Source organism: Sphingobium amiense (assembly GCF_003967075.1).
Taxonomy (GTDB): Bacteria; Pseudomonadota; Alphaproteobacteria; order Sphingomonadales; family Sphingomonadaceae; genus Sphingobium; species Sphingobium amiense.
This window is the reverse complement of the sequence record NZ_AP018664.1, coordinates 1,309,331-1,328,447: the sequence shown is the minus strand read 5'-3', so window position 1 is coordinate 1,328,447 and position 19,117 is coordinate 1,309,331. Positions and strand designations below refer to the sequence as shown.

Below are 19,117 nucleotides of genomic sequence, written 5' to 3'. Positions count from 1 at the left end.
GAGAACTCCATGAGCGAAGATGAATATGTCTACGATGAAGAATCCGGTGAATGGATGGCTGCATCCGAACTGAAGGAACGGCGCGCCACCGCGGACCGGATCGAAGTCCGCGATGCCGTGGGCAACCTGCTTGCCGACGGCGACCAGGTCACGTTGATCAAGGATCTGGTCGTCAAGGGCGCCGGCCAGACTCTGAGGCGGGGAACGCTGATAAAGTCGATCCGCCTCACGGATGACCCGCAGGAAATCGACTGCCGGTATGAAGGCATCAAAGGTTTGGTGCTTCGTGCGGAATTTGTCCGCAAGCGCAGCTGACCGGTTATTGCGGTTGTTCGGCGCAAAGCTTCTTGAGAAGGATCAAGGCATTTTTCTCATCTCGCTGGCAATATGAAAATTGATGGGAGGTTCGCCATGAGTACAACCGATATCCGTAACCGCTTCTCTTCCCTGTCGATCACTCTGCACTGGCTCATGGTGCTGCTGATCTCGGTCGTTTACGCTACCATTCTCCTGCGGGAGAACTATCCCAAGGGAACCGACATCCGCGAGGGGCTGAAAACCTGGCATTTCATACTCGGACTCACCGTTCTGGCGCTGGCGATCATCCGCCTGCTGGCACGCCTCAGCCAGCGCACCCCCCCGATCACGCCGGAACCGCCGTCATGGCAGACGCTTTTAGCCAATGCGACGCATCTCGCACTCTACGCGTTCATGCTGGCGATGCCCTTGGCGGGCTGGGTGATCCTGAGTGCGTCGGGCAAGCCGATTCCATTCTTCGGTCTGGAACTGCCGGCTCTTGTCGGCCAGAGCAAAGCCCTGGCGGGACAGATGAAGGATTGGCACGAGACAGTCGGGACCATCGGATATTTCCTGATCGGCTTTCACGCCCTTGCCGCTCTCTTCCATCATTACATCGTCAAGGATGATACCTTGCGCCGAATGCTGCCGGGCCGAACCTGATGGCAAAGCACTCTGGCGATCACGGCGCCGCTGAGCGGTAGGCGACAGCTGCCGCAGCGCTGTAAAATCGGGCCAGCGCAAGCGCGCGCAAGATCGTCATGGGTGCAGACCTCGCTGCGCGCCCTCCCCGCCTTTGATCGCACGCGCCAGGGCTGCCTCCTCCCACCGGATCGAAAAGGCGCCCCGAAGCTGGCCGGAAGCAAAACCCGTCGCCTGATCTGCGGGATAATGCGCGCGGATCGCCGCCATCACCTCCGGGGCGACATTCTCGCCATGGCAAGCGAGGCACATGGGCATGGTCGGTATGGCGCGCATATAGCGATATTGCCCGCCCTCATACGCCGACCAGCGCCTGGGCTTGCCGTCGACGCCAAACGGCGCGGCGGCCCAGCTCTCCATGACGCGGCGTTCGGTAGCGTCAGGACTGGCAGCGGGATTACGCGTGCGCAGCGCCGTGCGCCGGACGGTCGCTCCGCTTTCCTCGGAGATCTGCGCGGCGAGCGCGGGCGCTATGCTCGAACAGACGCTGATCGCGCCTTGCGGACCATCCGCCGCCATCGCGGCGGTCAGCGCGCTCAATAATTCCTTCTGGAAGCGGTCGGCCAGGATATCGGAGCGCGCTTGTGCCTCCTGCACCATCACCGCCGGATCCGACGGCGGCTCATTCGAGGCGCAAGCCCCGAGAGAGACCATGGACAGGAGCGGAAGGACGGCGCGTCGCATCGGATTTCTCAGGATTGTCCAGCACCGGGACCGAAGCGATCGCAGAGCATGTCGATCAACTTGCGGACGTCGCTGTCAGCAAGGCTGTAGTAGATCGTCGTCGCCTCGCGCCGGGTCTTGACCAGACCCCCTTCTCGCAATTTCCCCAGATGCTGGGACACGCTGGATTGCGATTGCCCGCACAACTCCACCATCTCCCCGACGGAGAATTCGCCCTGGGTCAGCCGGCACAGGATCAGCAGACGCTGTTCATTGGCCAGCAGCTTCAGCACGCTCGCCGCATGGGCGGCGTGCTCGGCGAGTTGTGCAAGGGGCGTCTCAAGCGGCATCATCTGGTCGCGGGTTTCCCATCATCTCGAAGCACGATGTAAATGGCCGGAATAACCAGCACGGTCAGCAGCGTCGAGGACGCAAGGCCGAACAGCAGCGAGATCGCCAAACCCTGAAAGATCGGATCGGTCAGGATCACGGCCGCGCCAATCATCGCCGCGGCGGCCGTGAGAACGATCGGCTTGAACCGGATCGTGCCGGCTTCCAGCAGCACGTCGCGCAGCGATTTGTCCGGCGTGGCCGAATGGCGGATGAAGTCGACCAGCAGGATCGAGTTGCGCACGATGATACCGGCGAGCGCGATGAACCCTATCATCGAGGTTGCCGTAAACGGTGCACGGAACAGCATGTGGCCAATGACGATCCCGACCAGCGTGAGCGGCACCGGCGTCAGGATCACGAGCGGCAGGCGGAAGCTTTTGAACTGCGCGACGACGATGATGTAGATCGCCAGCAGCGCGACCATGAAGGCGCCGCCCATGTCGCGGAACGTGACCCAGGTGATCTCCCATTCGCCATCCCAGAGCAGGGACGGCACGCTCTCATCCTCGGGCTGACCGTTGAGACGGATTTCCGGCTTCTGGAGGCCCTTGGCCGCCCAGTCATAGGCATCGACCGCGCGGTTCACTTCGATCATGCCGTAGATCGGCGCTTCATAGGCTCCGGCCAGCTCGGCCGTGACCATGTCGGCATATCGACCGTCACGGCGGAAGATCGCAGGACTCCCCGTCTCGGTGCGCGCTTCGACCACCGCGCCAAGGTCGATGAGCTGGCCGCCCGGCGTCTGTGCGACAGGCATACTCGACAAGGCTTGCGTCCAGCTGCGGTCCTTCTGTTCCAGCGCGATTGTAATCGGTAGTGGGCTGCGGCCATCGCCGCGCGGCGCGTAGCCGACAGTCTGGCTCCCCATGAGCATACCGATGCTGTCGGCGACCTGCCGCTGGGAAAGGCCGTAATAATCGAGCCGGTCGCGCTGCACGTCGAGGCGGAGCTTCGGGCGCGCCTCGCCGAAGCTGTTGTCCACGTCGACGATGAAGGGGACGGACTTGAAGATCTTTTCCAGCTCGGACGCTGTCTTCTGGCGCGTGACTTCGTCGGGGCCATAGACCTCGGCCAGCAGGGTCGCGAGGACGGGCGGTCCTGGAGGCGTCTCGACCACCTTGATAGATGCGCCATTGGGCAAGCGCAGCGCCTTCAGCCGCTGGCGCAGGTCGAGCGCAATCTGATGGCTGGACCGGCTGCGATCCCCCTTGGGCAGCAGCGTCACCATCACATCGCCCTGCTCGGGCTGCGAGCGCAGGAAATAATGGCGGACAAGGCCGTTGAAGTTGAACGGCGCCGATGTGCCGACATAGGCCTCCATCGCCGTCGCTTCGGGCAAGCCTCGCACCACGCCGGCAACATCTTCCAGCACGCGGCCCGTGTTTTCGAGCGCGGTGCCTTCGGGCATATCGACCACGACCTGAACCTCCGACTTGTTGTCGAAGGGCAGCAGCTTCACGGTAACGGCCTTGAAATAGAACATCGAGCAGGCGACCAGTGTCGCCACGCCCACCGCGATCAGGAAATTGCGGGCGGACTTCTTCGTATCGATGACGCGATGCGCGACACGGGCATAGAGCTGCCCCAGCTTGCCGCCGCTCTCGTCATGGCCGTGGCCAGAGCCGAGCGTCTTGCGGGCAAAACGGATCATCAGCCACGGCGCAATGACCACGGCGACGAAGAAGGAAAAGATCATCGCCGCCGACGCATTGACCGGGATGGGAGCCATGTAGGGGCCCATCAGGCCGGAAACGAACAGCATCGGCAGCAGCGCCGCAACCACGGTCAATGTCGCGACCACCGTGGGATTGCCGACCTCCGCCACCGCCTCGATCGCGGCCTGGGTACGGTTGCGGTCATCGTCCATCGCCCAATGGCGCGCGATATTCTCGATCATGACGATCGCGTCGTCGACGAGGATGCCGATCGAGAAGATCAGCGCGAACAGGCTGACGCGGTTGATGGTGTAGCCCATGAGGTTCGAGGCGAACATGGTCAGCAGGATCGTCGTCGGAATGACCACGGCGGTCACGCCCGCCTCGCGCCACCCGATCGCGAAGCCGATCAGCACGACGATGGAGACGGTCGCCAGCGCCAGATGGAACAGCAGCTCGTTGGCCTTCTCGTTCGCCGTCTCGCCATAGTTGCGGGTGACGGCGACCGTGACGTCATCGGGGATGAGCTTGCCTTTCAGGCTCTCGACGCGCTCGAGGATCGCATCGGACACCACCACGGCATTGGCGCCGGCGCGCTTGGCGAAGGCGATGCTGACGGCGGGGGCGCTATGCCACTTGCCGTTTTCCTCCTTCGCCCAGCGCCACGCCCGCGCCTGATCCTCGCGCGGCCCCTGCGTTACGCTGGCAACGTCGCGCAGATAGACGGGCGAGCCGGAGGCAGAGCGCACGGTCAGAAGTCCGACCTCCTGCGCCGATGACAGGGTGCGGCCCGCCGTGACGCCGACCGCCTTGCCGTCCTCGCGGATATTACCCAGCGGAAAGGACCGATTGGCCTGGCTCGCGGCCTCGATCACGCTCCCCAGCGGCACGCCATACTGGCGGAGCCTGGCCGGATCGGGCGCAATGCGGATTTCCTCGGGGCGGCCACCGACGAGGAAGCTGATCCCGACATTGTCGACCTTGGCGATCTCGGTGCGCAGCTTCGCGGCGAGTTCGTAGAGGCTGGCATCGTTCCACTGCCCTGCCGCGCCGGGCTTGGGGGCAAGGGTCAGGACGACAGCGGGAACGTCGTTAATGCCGCGCACCGTCACCTTGGGATCGGGGATGCCGACCGGCTTACGATCCCAATTGGCGCGCAGCTTCTCCTCGATGCGGATCGCTGCATCCTCCGGGTTCGACCCGACGAGGAAGCGCGCCGTCACCATTACGCCATCGTCCTGCGCCTGGGTATAGACATGCTCCACCCCGTCGACGCTCTTGACGATGGTTTCGAGCGGAATGCCCACCAGCTCGGTCGCATCGGCGGCGGACAGGCCGGGCGCCATCACCTGAATGTCCACCATCGGCACGCTGATCTGCGGTTCCTCCTCCCTTGGGATGGAAAGAAGAGCCAGCAGACCGACAGCGATCGCCGCCAGCAGAAACAGCGGCGTCAGGGGGGAAGCGATAGTGGCCCTGGTGAGGCGACCGGAAACACCGAGATTCATGGCCGCGGAGCCTTGGCCGGCTTACCGGGGGCGAACAGCACGTCGCCGGCGGCCGCACCGCTCAATATCTCGACCAGGGCGGGATCGGCCGTCGGCGCGATCTGGACCGGCACCATGCTGAGCCGCTTGCCTTCCGCGACGATCTGCACCTGATCCATGCCATAGCGCGTGGTGATGAAGGAGCGCGGCACGACCAGCGCCTTGCGCGTGCCGATCTCGACCGACGCGCTCACGCGGCGGCCGATGAATTGGGTGGAAAGCCCAGGCAAAGTCGCATCGACGCGGACCTGGCCGCCAGTGATCGCGGGATAGACCTGCGCCACACTGCCTTCGCGCTGCCCGGACGGCATATCCGCTTCATTGACGATCACGCGCGCACCGGGATGGACCTGTCCGGCAACCGACTCCGGCAGCATCAACCGCAGCACCGGCGGCCCCGCGGTAACCGTCGCGATCGACATGCCCGGCGCCACCGGTGATCCGGCGGGAATATCGGCGCGAAGCACCCGACCGCTCGCCGGGGCGATCACCGCCCCCTGCCCCGCGACGCTGACGCTTGCGCCCTGCTGCGCCCGAGCGGCAGCAACCTGCGCATCGGCCGCGCGCGCGGCCGCAACGGCCTGATCCAGGCGCGCCTTGGCATAGACGCCTTGGCCATAGAGATCGCGAATGCGGGCGAGATCGGCATTGGTCCGCGCGGCTTCGGCCTGGGCGGCGGCGGTCTGGGCGCCATAGGCGCTTGTCTCATAGCCGAGCCGCGAATCGACGATCATGCCGATCCGCTGGCCCTTTTGCACCGTGTCGCCGGCACGGACGGAAAGCGACGTGAGGATGCCGGGGATGCGGGCGAGCACTTCGGCCTGGTCGCGCGTGGCGATCTCCGCGCCGACTACCTTCATGTCCGGGATTTCGGTTGCGGCGAGCCGCAGAGTTTCCCCGGCGGGTAGCGTCGCCGCCGCCTGCTCCTGCTCCGGCTTGCTCCCGCATGCCGACAGCGCCAGCGCGGCGCCCGCCAACCAGAGCCACTTGCCCCTGCCGCTCATCATGCCGCCGATACCCCTCTTTTTTGGTTCTCTTTCAGGCTCTCAATCACCAACGACCGGGAAGCCGGCGTCTTTCCACGCACCGATCCCGCCAGCGAGGTGGGTGTCGATCGCGCTCTGCGCCGCCGCGCATTGATCGAGTGCCTGGCCCGAGCGCTTTCCGCCCGCGCATTGCAGCACGACAGTCCGGCCCTTGGGATCAGGGATGTTACGAGGTGAAAAGCCCGACAGTGGCATGTTTATTGCGCCCAGTATGTGGCCGGCGGCGAACTCGCCTGTCTCGCGCACGTCGATCAGGAGCGCCTTGCCGCCCTTCAGCATGGCGTCCAGCTCGGCGGGGCCGATCTCACGGTGGGCATCACGTTTCTTGAATCCGAACATGGCAGCTTCCTCAACTTTGTTATTTGCATATAACGTGTAATGATGATATTCGTCAATGCCATTGAGACATGGAAGGATCGCAGATGGGCAAGCCTTTGATCGTGGTGCTGGGCGCGGGTCTGGGAGGCACGATCGCCTCCTATGAGATCAAGGCTGCCGTCAAAGACCGCGCCGACGTGATGACGGTATCCGATAGCGATACCTACAACTTCATCCCGTCCAATCCCTGGGTCGCCGTGCGCTGGCGCGAGCCTGAAGCCATCCAGGTCCACCTCCCTCCCGTGTTCGCCAAAAAGAAGATCGGCTTCACCTCGGTCGGCGCGAAGCGGCTGCATGCCGGCGAAAAGCGACTCGAACTCAATGACGGCTCATCCATCAATTACGATTATCTTGTAATCGCTACCGGCCCGGAACTCGCGTTCGACGAGATCGAGGGGCTGGGTCCGCATGGCGGCCATACCCTCTCCATCTGCCAGACGCCCCACGCCTCAGCCGCCGCCGATGCGTTCGATGCCTTTGCACAAAATCCCGGCCCGATCGTCGTCGGCGCGGTGCAGGGCGCGTCCTGCTACGGCCCGGCCTACGAATTCGCGATGATCCTCGACACCGAACTGCGCAAGCGCAAGATCCGCGACAAGGTGCCGATGATCTATGTGACGCCCGAACCCTATATCGGCCACCTTGGGCTCGACGGCGTCGGCGATACCAAGTCGCTGCTCGAGAGCGAGCTGCGTGATCGCCACATCAAATGGATCACCAACGCCCGCGTCACCAAGGTCGAGCCCGGCGTCATGCACGTCGAGGAAGTCGGCGAGGACGGCGCGGTGAAGAAGACGCACGACCTGCCCTTCGGCTTCTCGATGATGCTCCCTGCGTTCCGGGGCGTCCCCGCGGTCAGCAATATCGAAGGGCTGGCCAATCCGCGCGGCTTCATCATCGTCGACAAGCACCAGCGCAATCCGGCCTTCCCCGAGATATTCGCGCTCGGTGTCTGTGTCGCCATCCCGCCGACCGGCCCGACGCCGGTTCCGGTGGGCGTGCCCAAGACCGGTTTCATGATCGAATCCATGGTCACGGCGATCGCCGCCAATCTCTCGCTGGTTCTCGACGGCCAGGAGCCGACGGCGGAAGCGACGTGGAACGCGGTGTGTCTCGCCGATTTTGGCGACGGAGGCGTCGCCTTCGTCGCCCAGCCGCAGATCCCGCCGCGCAACGTCAACTGGTCGTCCAGCGGCAAATGGGTCCATCTGGCCAAGGTCGGCTTTGAGAAATATTTCCTGCGCAAGGTCCGCAAGGGCGAGAGCGAGCCCTTCTACGAAAAGCTCGCCATGCACGCGATGGGCATCCGCAAGCTGCGTTTCTGATGCCCCGGCTTCTGGTTTCCCAAGCGAAGGAGTGAGACTGATGACTCTCGATCGTGCCGTGATGGCGTTCGCCGGTTGTGTCGTACTGCTCGGCGTCGTCCTGTCGCTGACCGTGCATCCCTGGTGGATCGCGCTCACCGCCTTTGCCGGCCTCAATATGCTTCAGGCAAGCTTCACTGGTTTCTGCCCGGCTGCGATGGTGTTCAAGGCGTTCGGCGTCCGTCCGGGAACCGCCTTCAAATGACGCTCAGGCGGACGATCCCCCTCCCCCTGCTCGCCGGCCTGCTGGCGAGTGTCGCCATGCCCGCGCAGGCAACGACGCTTGAAGAAGCCATTGCGGCCGCCGTGAACCACGCGCCGGAAATCGAGGCGGCGGGGGCCGATGCCGATGCGGCCGACGCCCGGATCAGGGAAGCACGCGGCCAGGGTCTGCCAACCGCGACGCTGAGCGGGACGATCGGCTATGGACGACTCGATCCGCAGGGTTTCTTCGGGCTTCCGGCGGCCAACGTCACGCCGCGCGCGGCGCAGCTCACTATCGAACAGCCCCTCTTTATGGGCGGCAGGGTCAGCGCCGGGATCGCACAGGCGAAAGCGGGCAGCGAAGCAGCACGCGCCGGTGAAACGATGACCCGCAGCCAGATCGTTGTCGCGACGGTCCAAGCCTATGGCGACGTGCTGACCACGCACCGAATGATAGCGCTCTATGAACAGATGGTCGGCCAGATGGAGGAGATCCAGCGCCAGGCCCGGCTCCGCTTCAAGGCAGGCGAAAGCCCCAGCACCGATGTTGCGCAGGCGGCGGCGCGCCTTGCCGAAGCACAGGCAGCCCTTGAAGGCGCGCGCGGCTTTGCCATCTCGGCCGATGCGCGATTCACCAACCTCACTGGCCTTGCCCCGCAGGATCTCCAGCCCATTCCGGCAAGTCCGGTCCTGCCTGCCTCGCTCGATGAAGCGCTCGACAGCGCCCGCGGGAACAACCCGGCGCTGGCGCAAGCCGAAGCGGCATTGGATGCCGCCCAGGCCGGCGCGCGGGGCGCGCGGGCCGAACGCCTGCCCACGATCGGCGCCTTCGCCGAAGGTTCGACGGTGCGTGACCAGTTCTTTCCCGATTATCGCTCCGATGCCGCCACGGTCGGCGTGCGGGCGCGCTGGCAGATATTCGCGGGCGGGCGAGTCTCAGCCAAGATTACCGAATCCGATAGTGCGGTCAGGGCCGCCGATGCGCGTATGCGCGCCGCACGCGCCGCCGTCGATGAACAGACGATCAGCGCCTTTTCCGGGGTGCGCTCGGCCGCCCTGGTCGAAGCGGCTGCTTCCCAGCAAGCCCTTGCCGCCGGACAGGCGCGCGACAGCGTGCGCCACGAGGTTCGCGTGGGGATGAAGCCCCAGCTCGATCTGCTCGATGCCGAACGCGAGGCAACCGCCGCAGCGGTCAGCGAAGCTCGCGCGCGAAGCGATCGCATCGTCGCGGCTTACCGACTGCTTGCCCTTCTCGGACGCTGAACTTTACAGGAGACGATATGCACAAGGACTGGCCGAAAATGGCGACCGAGCTGAATGGCGCCATCAAGGAAGTGCGGCTCGGCACGCCCGACGTGATGCAGGCCTTTTCCGCCATGGCGACTGCGGCCACCAAGGCCGGGGCGCTCGATGCCAAGACCAAGGAACTGATCGCTCTTGCCATCTCGGTCGCCATCCGCTGCGACGGCTGCGTTGCCTTCCATTCGAAGGCCGCCGTCAAGCATGGCGCCACGCGCGATGAAGTGATGGAGACGATGGGCATGGCGCTCTACATGGGCGCTGGCCCCAGCCTCATGTATGCCGCGCAGGCGGTCGAGGCCTTCGATCAGTTCTCCGATCAAGCGAAACAATAATACGCCGTGAAATCGAAACAGCCGAACACTTGACCGGCAGTGCGCCGAACCGGTCGCGAATTTCGCGACCGGGAACCACGATCATGAACTGGTCGGTGGAGTACGCTCAAGTTCAACGCAAGGTTCAGGAGGCTGCACGGACCTGCGAATAGAGCCGCCGGATGTCTTCGGGTCGCGCAAGATCGTGCCCCGGATTCATCACGGCCGCCGCGCCTGCCGCGATGCCGAAGCGGAACGCTTCTTCGATCTCCCAGCCTGAGGAGATAGCAAAGACCATCGCCGAAAGGAAACTGTCGCCCGCGCCGACCGCGCTTCTGACCTCGATGTCCACTGCGGGAAGCAGGAGTTGGCGCTCGGCCGAGGCAAGGAGAGCGCCCTCGTGCCCCATCGTCACCGCCACATATTGCGCATGACCGCCCCCGACGATCTGCATGGCCGCCCGTCCCACCGACTCCGTGTCGGGAAGATCCCGACCGGTGAACTGGCGCAACTCGCCAATGCTGGGCTTGACGAGGAAGACGCCGCCTTGCTCAAGGCCTCCGCGCAGGCCAGCGCCTGAACTGTCGAGCACGACCGGTATATTGCGTTCCGTCATCATCGCGACGACCTGGCCATAGAAATCATCCGGAATGCCGGGTGAGAGCGAACCGCTCGCGACCAGATAGTCACATTGTGCCGTCTGGAGCTGATTGAGGCACTGCCGCCATTCTGCAGGTTCGACCATCGGTCCGGACGGAACGAGGCGATATTCCTTCCCGCTTTCGCGCTCGAGCACTGCGGTGGCCACCCTGGTATGCCCCTTGATCGGGATACGGTTGCGCACCAGCTGGTGCAGGTCGAGCAGACCATCGAGCGCGTGGCCGGTTGCACCGCCCGAAAGATAGTAGCTCCGCGCGTTCCCGCCGAGCCGGACATAGACACGGGCCACGTTGATTCCCCCGCCACCCGGCGAATAGAATTCTGTCTTCGTCCGCATTTTACGGGTGTGGTAGACATGATCGACTTCATAGGCGACGTCGATCGTCGGGTTCAGGGTGAGGGTCGCGATGTTCATCATGGCCGCCATTGAGGGACCCGGATGGGCTCGGGTCTATCCGGGATTTCCCTAATCGTTACGCTATCGCGGGTCCACGAATGCGAAGGCTCCGATCGAAAGGGTGCGAAGTTCTACCGGGATCGAAAGACCCGCGTTAGCAACCTGACAGCAGCAGCCACCGCCTGCGACCCAAAATCACTGGATAATAGACGAAAGGCGGGAAAATCGCGGCGTTGTCAAAAGATGCCCTCGCGCTTTCCTTATCGGTTAAATCCGATCATTGATCAAATAGGCAAGATATAGCAAGTAGGCACTCACAAACATTCCACCCTCGAACCGCGAAATTTGGCGTCCGCTGATGAATACGGGAATGCAGGCCAGCGCGACCCCCAACATGACCGGGATGTCGACCCGGATCAGTTGCGCGCTGACCTCGATCCCGTTCGACGGAAACAGGCAGGCCGCGCCGAGAATCACCAGAATATTGTAAACGCTGCTGCCGATCAGATTGCCGATCGCGATGTCGCGCTCGCCACGAATCGTCGAAATGATCGTCGTAACGAGTTCAGGAGCGGAAGTACCGATCGCAACGATCGTCAGTCCGATAAAGGCGTCCGATACGTTCCACAACCGGGCAAGCGCGACCGCACCATCCACCAGCCAGTTGGCGCCCACGACGATCACGACGAGGCCGATGGCCAGCATCGCCATTGCGGAGAAACCGTGGCGGCGGGAAAAGCGCGGCGCCGCGAATTCCCGCGCGAACTCCAGCTTCACCGTGATGCTTTCCCGCCGGGCGACGCGAATGACGGTCAGCGTGAAGGCCATTCCCATCGTGATCAAAAACAGCCCCTCAAGGCGCGAGAGCACACCGTCCCAGGCAAAGACGAGTAGCGCGGCCGACGCGATGACGATGACAGGCAGTTCCAGACGCAGCGTCTGCATCCGAATGGCAAGTGGTTGCAGCATCGCGCTGAGGCCGAGGATAAGGAGGATGTTGACGGTGTTGGTGCCGGCGATGTTGCCAACCGCGAGCGAGCCGTTTCCCTGGAGCGCCGCCTCGATCCCGACGGCGAGTTCGGGCGTGCTCGTTCCCAGCGCCACGATCGTGAGGCCGATGAGCAGCGGCGAAACGCCCAGCCGCGCGGCCAGCGCCGAGCCTCCCCTCACCAGCCACTCCGCACCAGCGATCAGGGCGGCGAGCCCCATGAGGCTGGAAACGATCGCCAGCGTCATCCGGCCGGGTTCACCTTGCGCCTGGCGGGATCGGGTACGAGGAGGACATCGCCCGGGACCGCATCAAGGATCTTGCGCGCCGTACTGCCGATCATAGCCTCATAGACGAGGCCACCGCCATGGGTTCCAACGACCGTCAGGTGACGTGCGGCATTTTCCGCACGGTCGCGAAGCAGCGCTTCGGGAACCCCGTGCTCGATCATGCGCGTGACGTTCCGGGCCGCCACATCAGACAGTCCCGCTTCGGCAAGGAACTTGTCGGCCGCAGCCTCGCCATAACCCTCGAATTGCCGTTCGATTTCCGATCGGCCGAGATAGCCCGCGAAGGGCACATCGTAGGCGTGGAAAAGGGAGATAGCCGCATCGGGAAAAAAGCGGACGGCGGTCTCCAGAGCGATCCGGGCGGGCGCGGAGAAATCTGTCGCGACCACCATGGCGCGGTAAGGCTCGAAAGCGCGGTCGCGTACGATCAGGATCGGAACGGGCGCCTTGCGGATCAGCCGGTCCACGGTATCGCCGAGCAGCATCCGGGCCAGCGGCCCATCGCGAGCCACGCCGGTGACGATCAGGCCCGCCTCGCCCTTTCCGGCGATATCGAGGACGACCGGTGCCGGCGAGCCGGTTTCGACGTGGACCGAAATGTCGATTGGCGGCGCCTCGCGAACAAGGTCGTGGTAGATGCGATGGCGCGCCGCCCGCACCGGGTCTTCGAGAGGCCGACGCCAGGACGGCAGATCGCCGAGTCGGACGGACAGCATCCCGTCTTCCGGCGGGTTCAGCGCGTGGATGACCATAAGCTCCGCCCGCCATGCCTGGGCTACCAGCAGGGCGCGATCGAAGGCGCGGTCGCAACGATGGCTGAGGTCGGTCGCGAGCGCGATGCATTTAGGGAAACCGTCACGCGTCATGGCATGTCCTCCTGATTATTAAGTTCGCTAAACCAGCCCAGTCGCCGCATCACATGCTTCTCCACCTCCAGCGACAGCATGAGAAGCATGCCGCACGCCACCAGCAACACCCAGTCCGCGAAGCCCAGCGGCTGCGAGTGGAAAATCGCGTTCATGAACGGCGCATAGGTGAAGAGCGCCTGGCCGATGACGAGAACGCCGATCGCGATCAACACGGCGGGAGTACCGATCGCGCCGCGCCATGTCAGGGACGTCATGTGGAGATAGCGGACGTTGAAGAGGTAGAAGATCTCCGCGATGATGAACATGTTGACGACCATGGTGCGCGCCATCTCCAGGCTCCGGCCTTGCGCCAGAACATGGAAAAAGATTCCGAGAGTGACGGCCGCGAACAGCACAGAGACGAGAAGGACACGCCAAAGCAGGAACGGCGAAAGCAACGGCGCGCCGCGCTCCCGTGGCCGGCGCAACATCGCACCGGGTTCCGTGGGCTCGAACGCCAGCACGAGGCCGAGCGTGGCGGCGAGGACGAGGTTCACCCAGAGGATCTGCGTCGCCGTCATCGGCAGCGCGAAGCCCAGCAGGATCGCCAATACGACCGCCAGTGTTTCACCGCCGTTCGTAGGGATTTCCCAGGAAATGACCTTGCGAATGTTGTCGTAGACCGTTCGGCCTTCGCGAACGGCGCTGACGATCGAGGCAAAATTATCGTCGAGCAGCACCATGGAAGCCGCTTCTTTCGACGCTTCGGTGCCCTTGATGCCCATGGCGACCCCGACGTCGGCCTGCTTGAGGGACGGCGCGTCGTTCACGCCGTCCCCCGTCATCGCGACGATCTTTCCCTGAGCCTGCAGCGCACGGACGATCCGCAATTTATGTTCCGGGCTGGTCCGGGCAAAGACCGAGACATCCGCGACCGCTTGCTCCAGTTCGGTGTCCGGAAGCTTTTCCAGTTCCAGCCCGGTCAGCACGCGCGGGTCGTCGGCAAGGTCGAGTTGCCGGGCGATCGCCAGCGCCGTCGCCGCATGATCGCCAGTGATCATCTTGACGCCGATTCCGGCGGACCGGCATTCGGCGATGGCGTCCTTGACCTCCGCACGAGGCGGATCGATGAAGCCGACAAGGCCCAGGAGGCACACGCCAGTCGAGAGATCTTCGAACGAGATCCGTTCGCTGCCGGCAGGCATTTCCTTCGCGCCGAAGGCGAGAACGCGCTCGCCATCGCTTCCGGCGGTAGCGATGGAACTCTCCCAATAGGAACAATTGTCGGGCGCGGTCATCGCCAAGAGCGCTTCGGGCGCGCCCTTCACGAACAGCAAGCGCGTGCCGTTGGAACCCCGGCAGAGCGTCGCCATGAACCGATGCGCGGCGTCGAAGGGAATCTCGTCGAGCCGCTCCCATTCCGCCCGCTCCTGCTCCGGATCGATGGCCGCCTTCATTGCCAGGGCGAAGAGGGCCCCCTCCATCGGATCGCCCTCGACACGCCATTCCGCACCGACCTTGCGCAGCGCGGCATCGTTGCACAGCAGCCCGCAGCGGATCAGTGGCATCGCATCGGCCATAGCCTCTGCCTGGTCCCCGGACCCGACGATCCGGATTTGACCATCGGGAACATAGCCGGATCCGCTCGCGATCATCGTATGCCGCTCGGTGATGACGCGGCGGGCCGTCATTTCGTTGCGTGTGAGCGTGCCGGTCTTGTCGGTGCATATCACCGAGGTCGCGCCGAGCGTTTCGACGGCCGGGAGCTTTCGGATGACGGCGTTGCGCCCCGCCATCCGCCGCACGCCGATCGCGAGAGTAATCGTGATGACCGCCGGCAGCCCTTCCGGCACGATCCCCACGGCGAGCGCGACCACGGCGATCAGCGCGTCGATCCAATCGTAATTCCGCGCCAGAACGGCAAAGGCGAACAGCGCAAGCCCCCCCGCGAGTACGAACCAGGTGAAGCGCCGGGCAAAACCGTCGATCTGCTTCAGCAGCGGGGTTGCCAGTTGTTCGACCGACTGGATAAGCGAACTGATCCGTCCGATCTGCGTGCGAGATCCGGTGGCAACAGCGAGCCCGCTTGCGTGCCCAGCCGCAACCATCGTGCCCGAAAAGGCCATATTACGCCGATCCGCCAAATCGGTCTGCTCGGGCAGCACCGCTTCCTGCTTTTCGGCAGCCACCGATTCGCCCGTCAGCAGCGCCTCGTCGATAAGCATTCGCCGCGCATGGAGAAGCCTGAGATCGGCGGGAACGCGATCACCGGCCTCGATCATCACGAGATCGCCGGGCACGATCTCGCGGACGGGAATCGTTTGCCTCACGCCGTCACGCACCACGCTGGCCTTGGGCGCGATCATCTGCTGGATGGCCTCAAGCGCCTGTTCAGCCTTTCCTTCCTGGATATGCCCGATCACCGCATTCACGATCACGACGGCGACGATGACCACCGCGTCGATCATGTGATCGAGCAGCGCTGCGGCCAATGCCCCGGCAAGAAGCACATAGATCAACGTGTTATGGAATTGCGCGAGGAACCTAAGGAACACATTGCGACGCGCCGACCGGGGTAGCGCGTTCGGCCCAAAGCGGGCCGATTGCCGATCCACCTCCGGAGAAGAGAGACCCGCACAACCGACGTCGAGTGCCGTGGCAACTTCGCTGGTTGACAGCATATGCCAGCGCACTTCGGAAGTTTCCATGGGTCCTGACATCAAATCTCTTTCGTATTACATCAAACCATCTCGTGTTGAGCATGCGGAGCGAAGACCGTGCGGACCGGTTTCATTCCCGGCCCGCGGTTCCGCGCTTGCGTGCCGCCGATTGAATGGGCTTCAATGCGCAAACAGCAGCGGCAGCGGCGCGCCAGTGAGCAGGTCGCGCGTGACGCCGCCCAGGATCATCTCGCGCAGGCGAGAGTGGCCATAAGCGCCAAGCGCGAGCATCCCGGCGCCACGCCGGTGAGCCGCTTCGACCAGCGCCTCCGCATCCGACACGTCACCGCCCTGGATGGGAACTACGGTCGACGTAAAGCCATGCCGGGCGAGATGGTGGGCGACATCGGCTCCCGGTTCGGAACCGTGGCCCTGGGCCGTCGGCTTCGCATCGAGGATGAGTATATCGATCCTTGCCCCAGGCGCCGCGAACATGGTCGCGTCGCGCAGCGCGTGCGTCGCCTCGCGGGTCGCATTCCAGCCGATCGCCAAGTGATCGATGGCGGCCGGTTTATAGCCGGTGGGCAGGATCAGAACGGGACGCCCAGATGCGAACAGGCAACGCTCAAGCGTATCACGTCGAATTGGCGGATGGTCGTAATTGTCCGAAGGACCGAACAGGACGAGGTCGGCATAACGGGCATAGACCGCGGTCTTGGCGAAGATCACCGCCGGCTGGTCCGAAATCGTCCTCACCTCTACGTTCGTGGAGCGGGCGAGCATCGCGATCCGCTGCTGCTTCGCCTCCACCGCTTCAGTATAATCGGGAAGAAGTACATAAGGCAGTGCAACCGTCAGGGCATAGTCGCTCGCGGGGAGAGCCGACAGCACGACGATGGCAAGGCTGGCGTCGTGGAACTCGGCAAAGGCAAGCGCATCGCGCAAAAACCGCTCGTCCTTGTCTCCGGTATCGACGACGGCGAGAATGTCCTTGATAGCCATATGTCCCTCCAGCTTTGAGCTATTCCTGCTACCCAGCGCCGTGATGGGATTCATTCGGGTGTTATACGTAGCCGACCGGCGCCCCCTTCCATCTGCCGGGCCAGCGCATCGCCAAGCAGTGCGCCAAGAGTGATCGCGTTACTGGCATGCGAGATACTTTCGGTCGTAACCATGCGGCAGCCGACTTCCCTGAGCAAAGCCTCGGCACCAGCCGCGAAGAGGCCGTGAACAGCCAGGCAGATCGGCGGAGGGAAGCCCTGGTCGATGATCTCGCGCGCGGCGTTGGCAAGGGTGTGTCCCGACGAAATCACGTCATCGACGAGGATCGGCGTGCGGCCTTTCCATGCCCCCAGGTCCGAGGCCGCGATAAGGACGTCCCGATCACCGCGCCGCGATTTCGCGAAGACCGCATGGGGCGCTCCGATAAGCCTGGCGATTGCGCCCGCCCACTGCTCGCTCTCGCTGTCGGGTCCTATGATGAGCGGTGCATCGACATTGGCCCGGACCCAGTCCGCCAGAAGCGGAGATGCCGCGAGCGAAGCCGTCTCCATCGAATAGATCTCCCCCAGATCCGCGTAGCGGTGGAGATGCGGATCGACGGTCACGAGCCCATCGAACTCGGATGAAAGGAGCTGGGCGAACTGGCGGGACGTCAGCGCTTCGCCATCCTTGAACCGCCGATCCTGTCGCATATAGGCAAGATAAGGCGCCACGAGATGGACCGACCGCGCCCCGCTCTCGCGCAGCAGCCTTGCAGCAAAGAGCAGCCGCATGATCTGGTCGTCGGGCCGCGCGAGCGTGCATATGACGGCCACGGCTGATCCCGACACCCCGGAGCGGAGCCGGACATAGCTCTCCTGATCGGGAAACCGGCGAACCTCGAGCGTGCCTGTCGCCCACCCGGTATGTTCCGCGATGGATGCGGCCAGCCGTTCGTTCCCGGGCATGGAAAACAGCATCGCCGTCATGGCACGATCGCAAGCATGTCGGCATTGGCGGCGGCGTAGGTCAGCGCATAAGCCATTTCACCCTGCGACTGGGCGTGGAGGGTCAGCAAAGGCTGGCCAGCGATAACGTCGTCGCCCAGGCGAACATGAAGAAGCATGCCCGCGGCCGGCGAGTCGGGCGCGCCCGCCAGCTTCGCAAGGCGCGCTATCCGGCGATTGTCGATATGGGTGACGCGGCCGCTATGCGCCGCCAGGATCGGATGGGTGAGCCTGGCCGTGGGCGGGGTGCGCATGCCGCCCTGGGCCTGGCATATCCTTTGGAACCTGTCCCAGGCGCTGCCGTCGGCCAATGTGCGTTCGGCGCGCGCGCGTCCCTGGCCTTCTTCCGCGACCTTCCCGAGTTCGAGCACCACGCCGGCGAGCGTGCAGGCGCGGTCCCGAAGGCCCGGCGGAGCATCGGCATCGCCTGTCAGCACCGCCAGCACGTCGCGCGCCTCCAGGGCGGGCCCGATCGCCCGGCCGACGGGCTGGGTGCCATCGGTCTGGACACAGCGGATAACAAGGCCAAAACGGGCGGCGACGGCGCCAAGCGTGGCTTCCAGCCGTTCGGCCGCCGCGACGCTGCGCACCTTGGCGGTCGGCCCGATCGGAATGTCGAGCACCACATGGGTCGCGCCCGCCGCTATCTTCTTCGACAGAACGGAGGCGATGAGCTGCCCCTCCGTATCGATGTCGAGCGCGCGTTCCACGCCGATGAAGATGTCATCGGCGGGACTGAGGCAGACCGCGCCGCCCCAGGCGAGGCAGCCGCCCTCGACCGCCACCACGCGCTGCATGGCGCCAAGGTCGAGATCGACCCGGGTGAGCGTCTCCATGGTATCGGCCGTTCCCGCCGGGGACGTGATCGCCCGCGACGACGTCTTGGGCATGGTCAGACCGCAGGCGGCAGCGATGGCGACGACGATCGGGCTCGTGCGGTTGCCCGGCAGACCGCCAACGCAATGCTTGTCGACGACGATCTCGCTCGGCCAGCGCAAACGGTCGCCGGCCTCGACCATCGCCCTGGTGAGATGGTAGGTCTCGTCCTCGTCGAAGGGAAGCGTGGCGGTAGCCGTGAGGAAGGCGGCGAGGTGCACATCGGCATAGCGGCCCGCCACCACGTCACCGACGATGCTGGTCAGCGCGGCCCCGTTCAGCCTGTGTCCGTAGATGCGCTGGCGGACGCAGGCGATCGATTCGAGGGGCGGCGCATGACCGACCTGGACAACGGTTCCCTCCTCCACGCCAAGCGCGACCCAGGCCGCTTCGGACAGACCGATCTCGTCGCCGGCCAGGAAGTCGCCCTCCACCTGATAGAGCGTGGCCGCGATCGGCTGGCTGCCGTTGCGGATATAGACCTGGGTGTGCGCGGCAAGGCCCTCGGCATGGCACACCGGGCTGTCGGTCCGCATGATCGCGACCAG

The 19,117-nt window shown here is 64.4% G+C and carries 18 protein-coding genes; 6 read left to right on the top strand and 12 right to left on the bottom strand.

The annotated features are described in order from the left end of the window. Positions 1-9 precede the first annotated feature (9 nt). Positions 10-315 carry an alkylphosphonate utilization protein gene (locus SAMIE_RS06350; protein WP_030090339.1) on the top strand — a complete coding sequence of 102 codons (306 nt, stop codon included), beginning with the start codon at positions 10-12 and terminating at the stop codon, positions 313-315. A 96-nt stretch (positions 316-411) separates the two neighbouring features. Continuing rightward, on the top strand, positions 412-960 hold the full coding sequence (locus SAMIE_RS06345; RefSeq protein ID WP_030090338.1) for a cytochrome b: 549 nt from the start codon (positions 412-414) through the stop codon (positions 958-960). Between the two features lie 96 nt (positions 961-1,056). Here the strand turns inward: SAMIE_RS06345 and SAMIE_RS06340 are convergent, their stop codons facing one another. From SAMIE_RS06340 to SAMIE_RS06320, 5 genes are all read right to left on the bottom strand, one after another. Next, the gene (locus tag SAMIE_RS06340) at positions 1,057-1,599 is read right to left on the bottom strand and encodes a Tll0287-like domain-containing protein (RefSeq protein ID WP_231746296.1); all 543 of its coding nucleotides are present in this window, start codon (positions 1,597-1,599) and stop codon (positions 1,057-1,059) included. A 92-nt stretch (positions 1,600-1,691) separates the two neighbouring features. Then, positions 1,692-2,015, bottom strand: a complete 324-nt coding sequence (locus tag SAMIE_RS06335) for an ArsR/SmtB family transcription factor (RefSeq protein WP_030090336.1) — start codon at positions 2,013-2,015, stop codon at positions 1,692-1,694. Then, positions 2,012-5,218, bottom strand: coding sequence for an efflux RND transporter permease subunit (locus SAMIE_RS06330; RefSeq protein WP_030090335.1), 3,207 nt, complete (start codon positions 5,216-5,218; stop codon positions 2,012-2,014). The genes SAMIE_RS06335 and SAMIE_RS06330 overlap by 4 nt, the downstream gene beginning before the upstream one ends. Then, entirely contained in the window at positions 5,215-6,264 is a 1,050-nt protein-coding gene (locus SAMIE_RS06325) for an efflux RND transporter periplasmic adaptor subunit (protein WP_030090334.1), read from the bottom strand. The genes SAMIE_RS06330 and SAMIE_RS06325 overlap by 4 nt, the downstream gene beginning before the upstream one ends. Positions 6,265-6,303: 39 nt before the next feature. After that, complete coding sequence (locus SAMIE_RS06320) at positions 6,304-6,642, bottom strand: rhodanese-like domain-containing protein (RefSeq protein ID WP_021246226.1); 339 nt, start codon at positions 6,640-6,642, stop codon at positions 6,304-6,306. 83 nt (positions 6,643-6,725) lie between these two features. Here SAMIE_RS06320 and SAMIE_RS06315 point away from each other — a divergent pair, with 83 nt between their 5' ends. Genes SAMIE_RS06315 through SAMIE_RS06300 form a run of 4 tightly spaced genes read left to right on the top strand, consistent with a single transcriptional unit; the run spans position 6,726 to position 9,883 of the window. Beyond that, a complete protein-coding gene (locus SAMIE_RS06315; RefSeq protein WP_030090333.1) occupies positions 6,726-8,006 on the top strand; it encodes an NAD(P)/FAD-dependent oxidoreductase in 1,281 nt (426 codons plus the stop codon). A gap of 40 nt (positions 8,007-8,046) precedes the next feature. Beyond that, positions 8,047-8,250 carry a YgaP family membrane protein gene (locus SAMIE_RS06310; protein WP_021246224.1) on the top strand — a complete coding sequence of 68 codons (204 nt, stop codon included), beginning with the start codon at positions 8,047-8,049 and terminating at the stop codon, positions 8,248-8,250. Next, a complete protein-coding gene (locus tag SAMIE_RS06305; RefSeq protein ID WP_030090332.1) occupies positions 8,247-9,512 on the top strand; it encodes a TolC family outer membrane protein in 1,266 nt (421 codons plus the stop codon). The genes SAMIE_RS06310 and SAMIE_RS06305 overlap by 4 nt, the downstream gene beginning before the upstream one ends. Positions 9,513-9,529: 17 nt before the next feature. After that, on the top strand, positions 9,530-9,883 hold the full coding sequence (locus tag SAMIE_RS06300) for a carboxymuconolactone decarboxylase family protein (protein WP_030090331.1): 354 nt from the start codon (positions 9,530-9,532) through the stop codon (positions 9,881-9,883). Between the two features lie 124 nt (positions 9,884-10,007). Here SAMIE_RS06300 and SAMIE_RS06295 read toward each other — a convergent pair whose 3' ends face one another. The 7 genes from SAMIE_RS06295 to SAMIE_RS06265 all read right to left on the bottom strand — a co-directional run bounded on the left by SAMIE_RS06295 (position 10,008) and on the right by SAMIE_RS06265 (position 19,105). Further along, positions 10,008-10,940: a 1-phosphofructokinase family hexose kinase gene (locus SAMIE_RS06295; protein WP_030090330.1), complete on the bottom strand. Its 933-nt coding sequence runs from the start codon at positions 10,938-10,940 to the stop codon at positions 10,008-10,010. Positions 10,941-11,186: 246 nt separating this feature from the next. After that, entirely contained in the window at positions 11,187-12,155 is a 969-nt protein-coding gene (locus SAMIE_RS06290) for a calcium/sodium antiporter (RefSeq protein ID WP_030090329.1), read from the bottom strand. After that, on the bottom strand, positions 12,152-13,063 hold the full coding sequence (locus SAMIE_RS06285) for a universal stress protein (protein ID WP_021246219.1): 912 nt from the start codon (positions 13,061-13,063) through the stop codon (positions 12,152-12,154). The genes SAMIE_RS06290 and SAMIE_RS06285 overlap by 4 nt, the downstream gene beginning before the upstream one ends. Next, entirely contained in the window at positions 13,060-15,753 is a 2,694-nt protein-coding gene (locus SAMIE_RS06280) for an HAD-IC family P-type ATPase (RefSeq protein WP_162849038.1), read from the bottom strand. Before SAMIE_RS06280 ends, SAMIE_RS06285 begins: the two co-directional genes overlap by 4 nt. Positions 15,754-15,885: 132 nt before the next feature. Further along, on the bottom strand, positions 15,886-16,200 hold the full coding sequence (locus SAMIE_RS24105) for a universal stress protein (protein WP_374411714.1): 315 nt from the start codon (positions 16,198-16,200) through the stop codon (positions 15,886-15,888). Between the two features lie 557 nt (positions 16,201-16,757). Further along, complete coding sequence (locus SAMIE_RS06270) at positions 16,758-17,666, bottom strand: ribose-phosphate diphosphokinase (protein WP_269472507.1); 909 nt, start codon at positions 17,664-17,666, stop codon at positions 16,758-16,760. A gap of 5 nt (positions 17,667-17,671) precedes the next feature. Next, positions 17,672-19,105 carry a thymidine phosphorylase family protein gene (locus SAMIE_RS06265; protein WP_232037384.1) on the bottom strand — a complete coding sequence of 478 codons (1,434 nt, stop codon included), beginning with the start codon at positions 19,103-19,105 and terminating at the stop codon, positions 17,672-17,674. Positions 19,106-19,117: the final 12 nt, after the last annotated feature.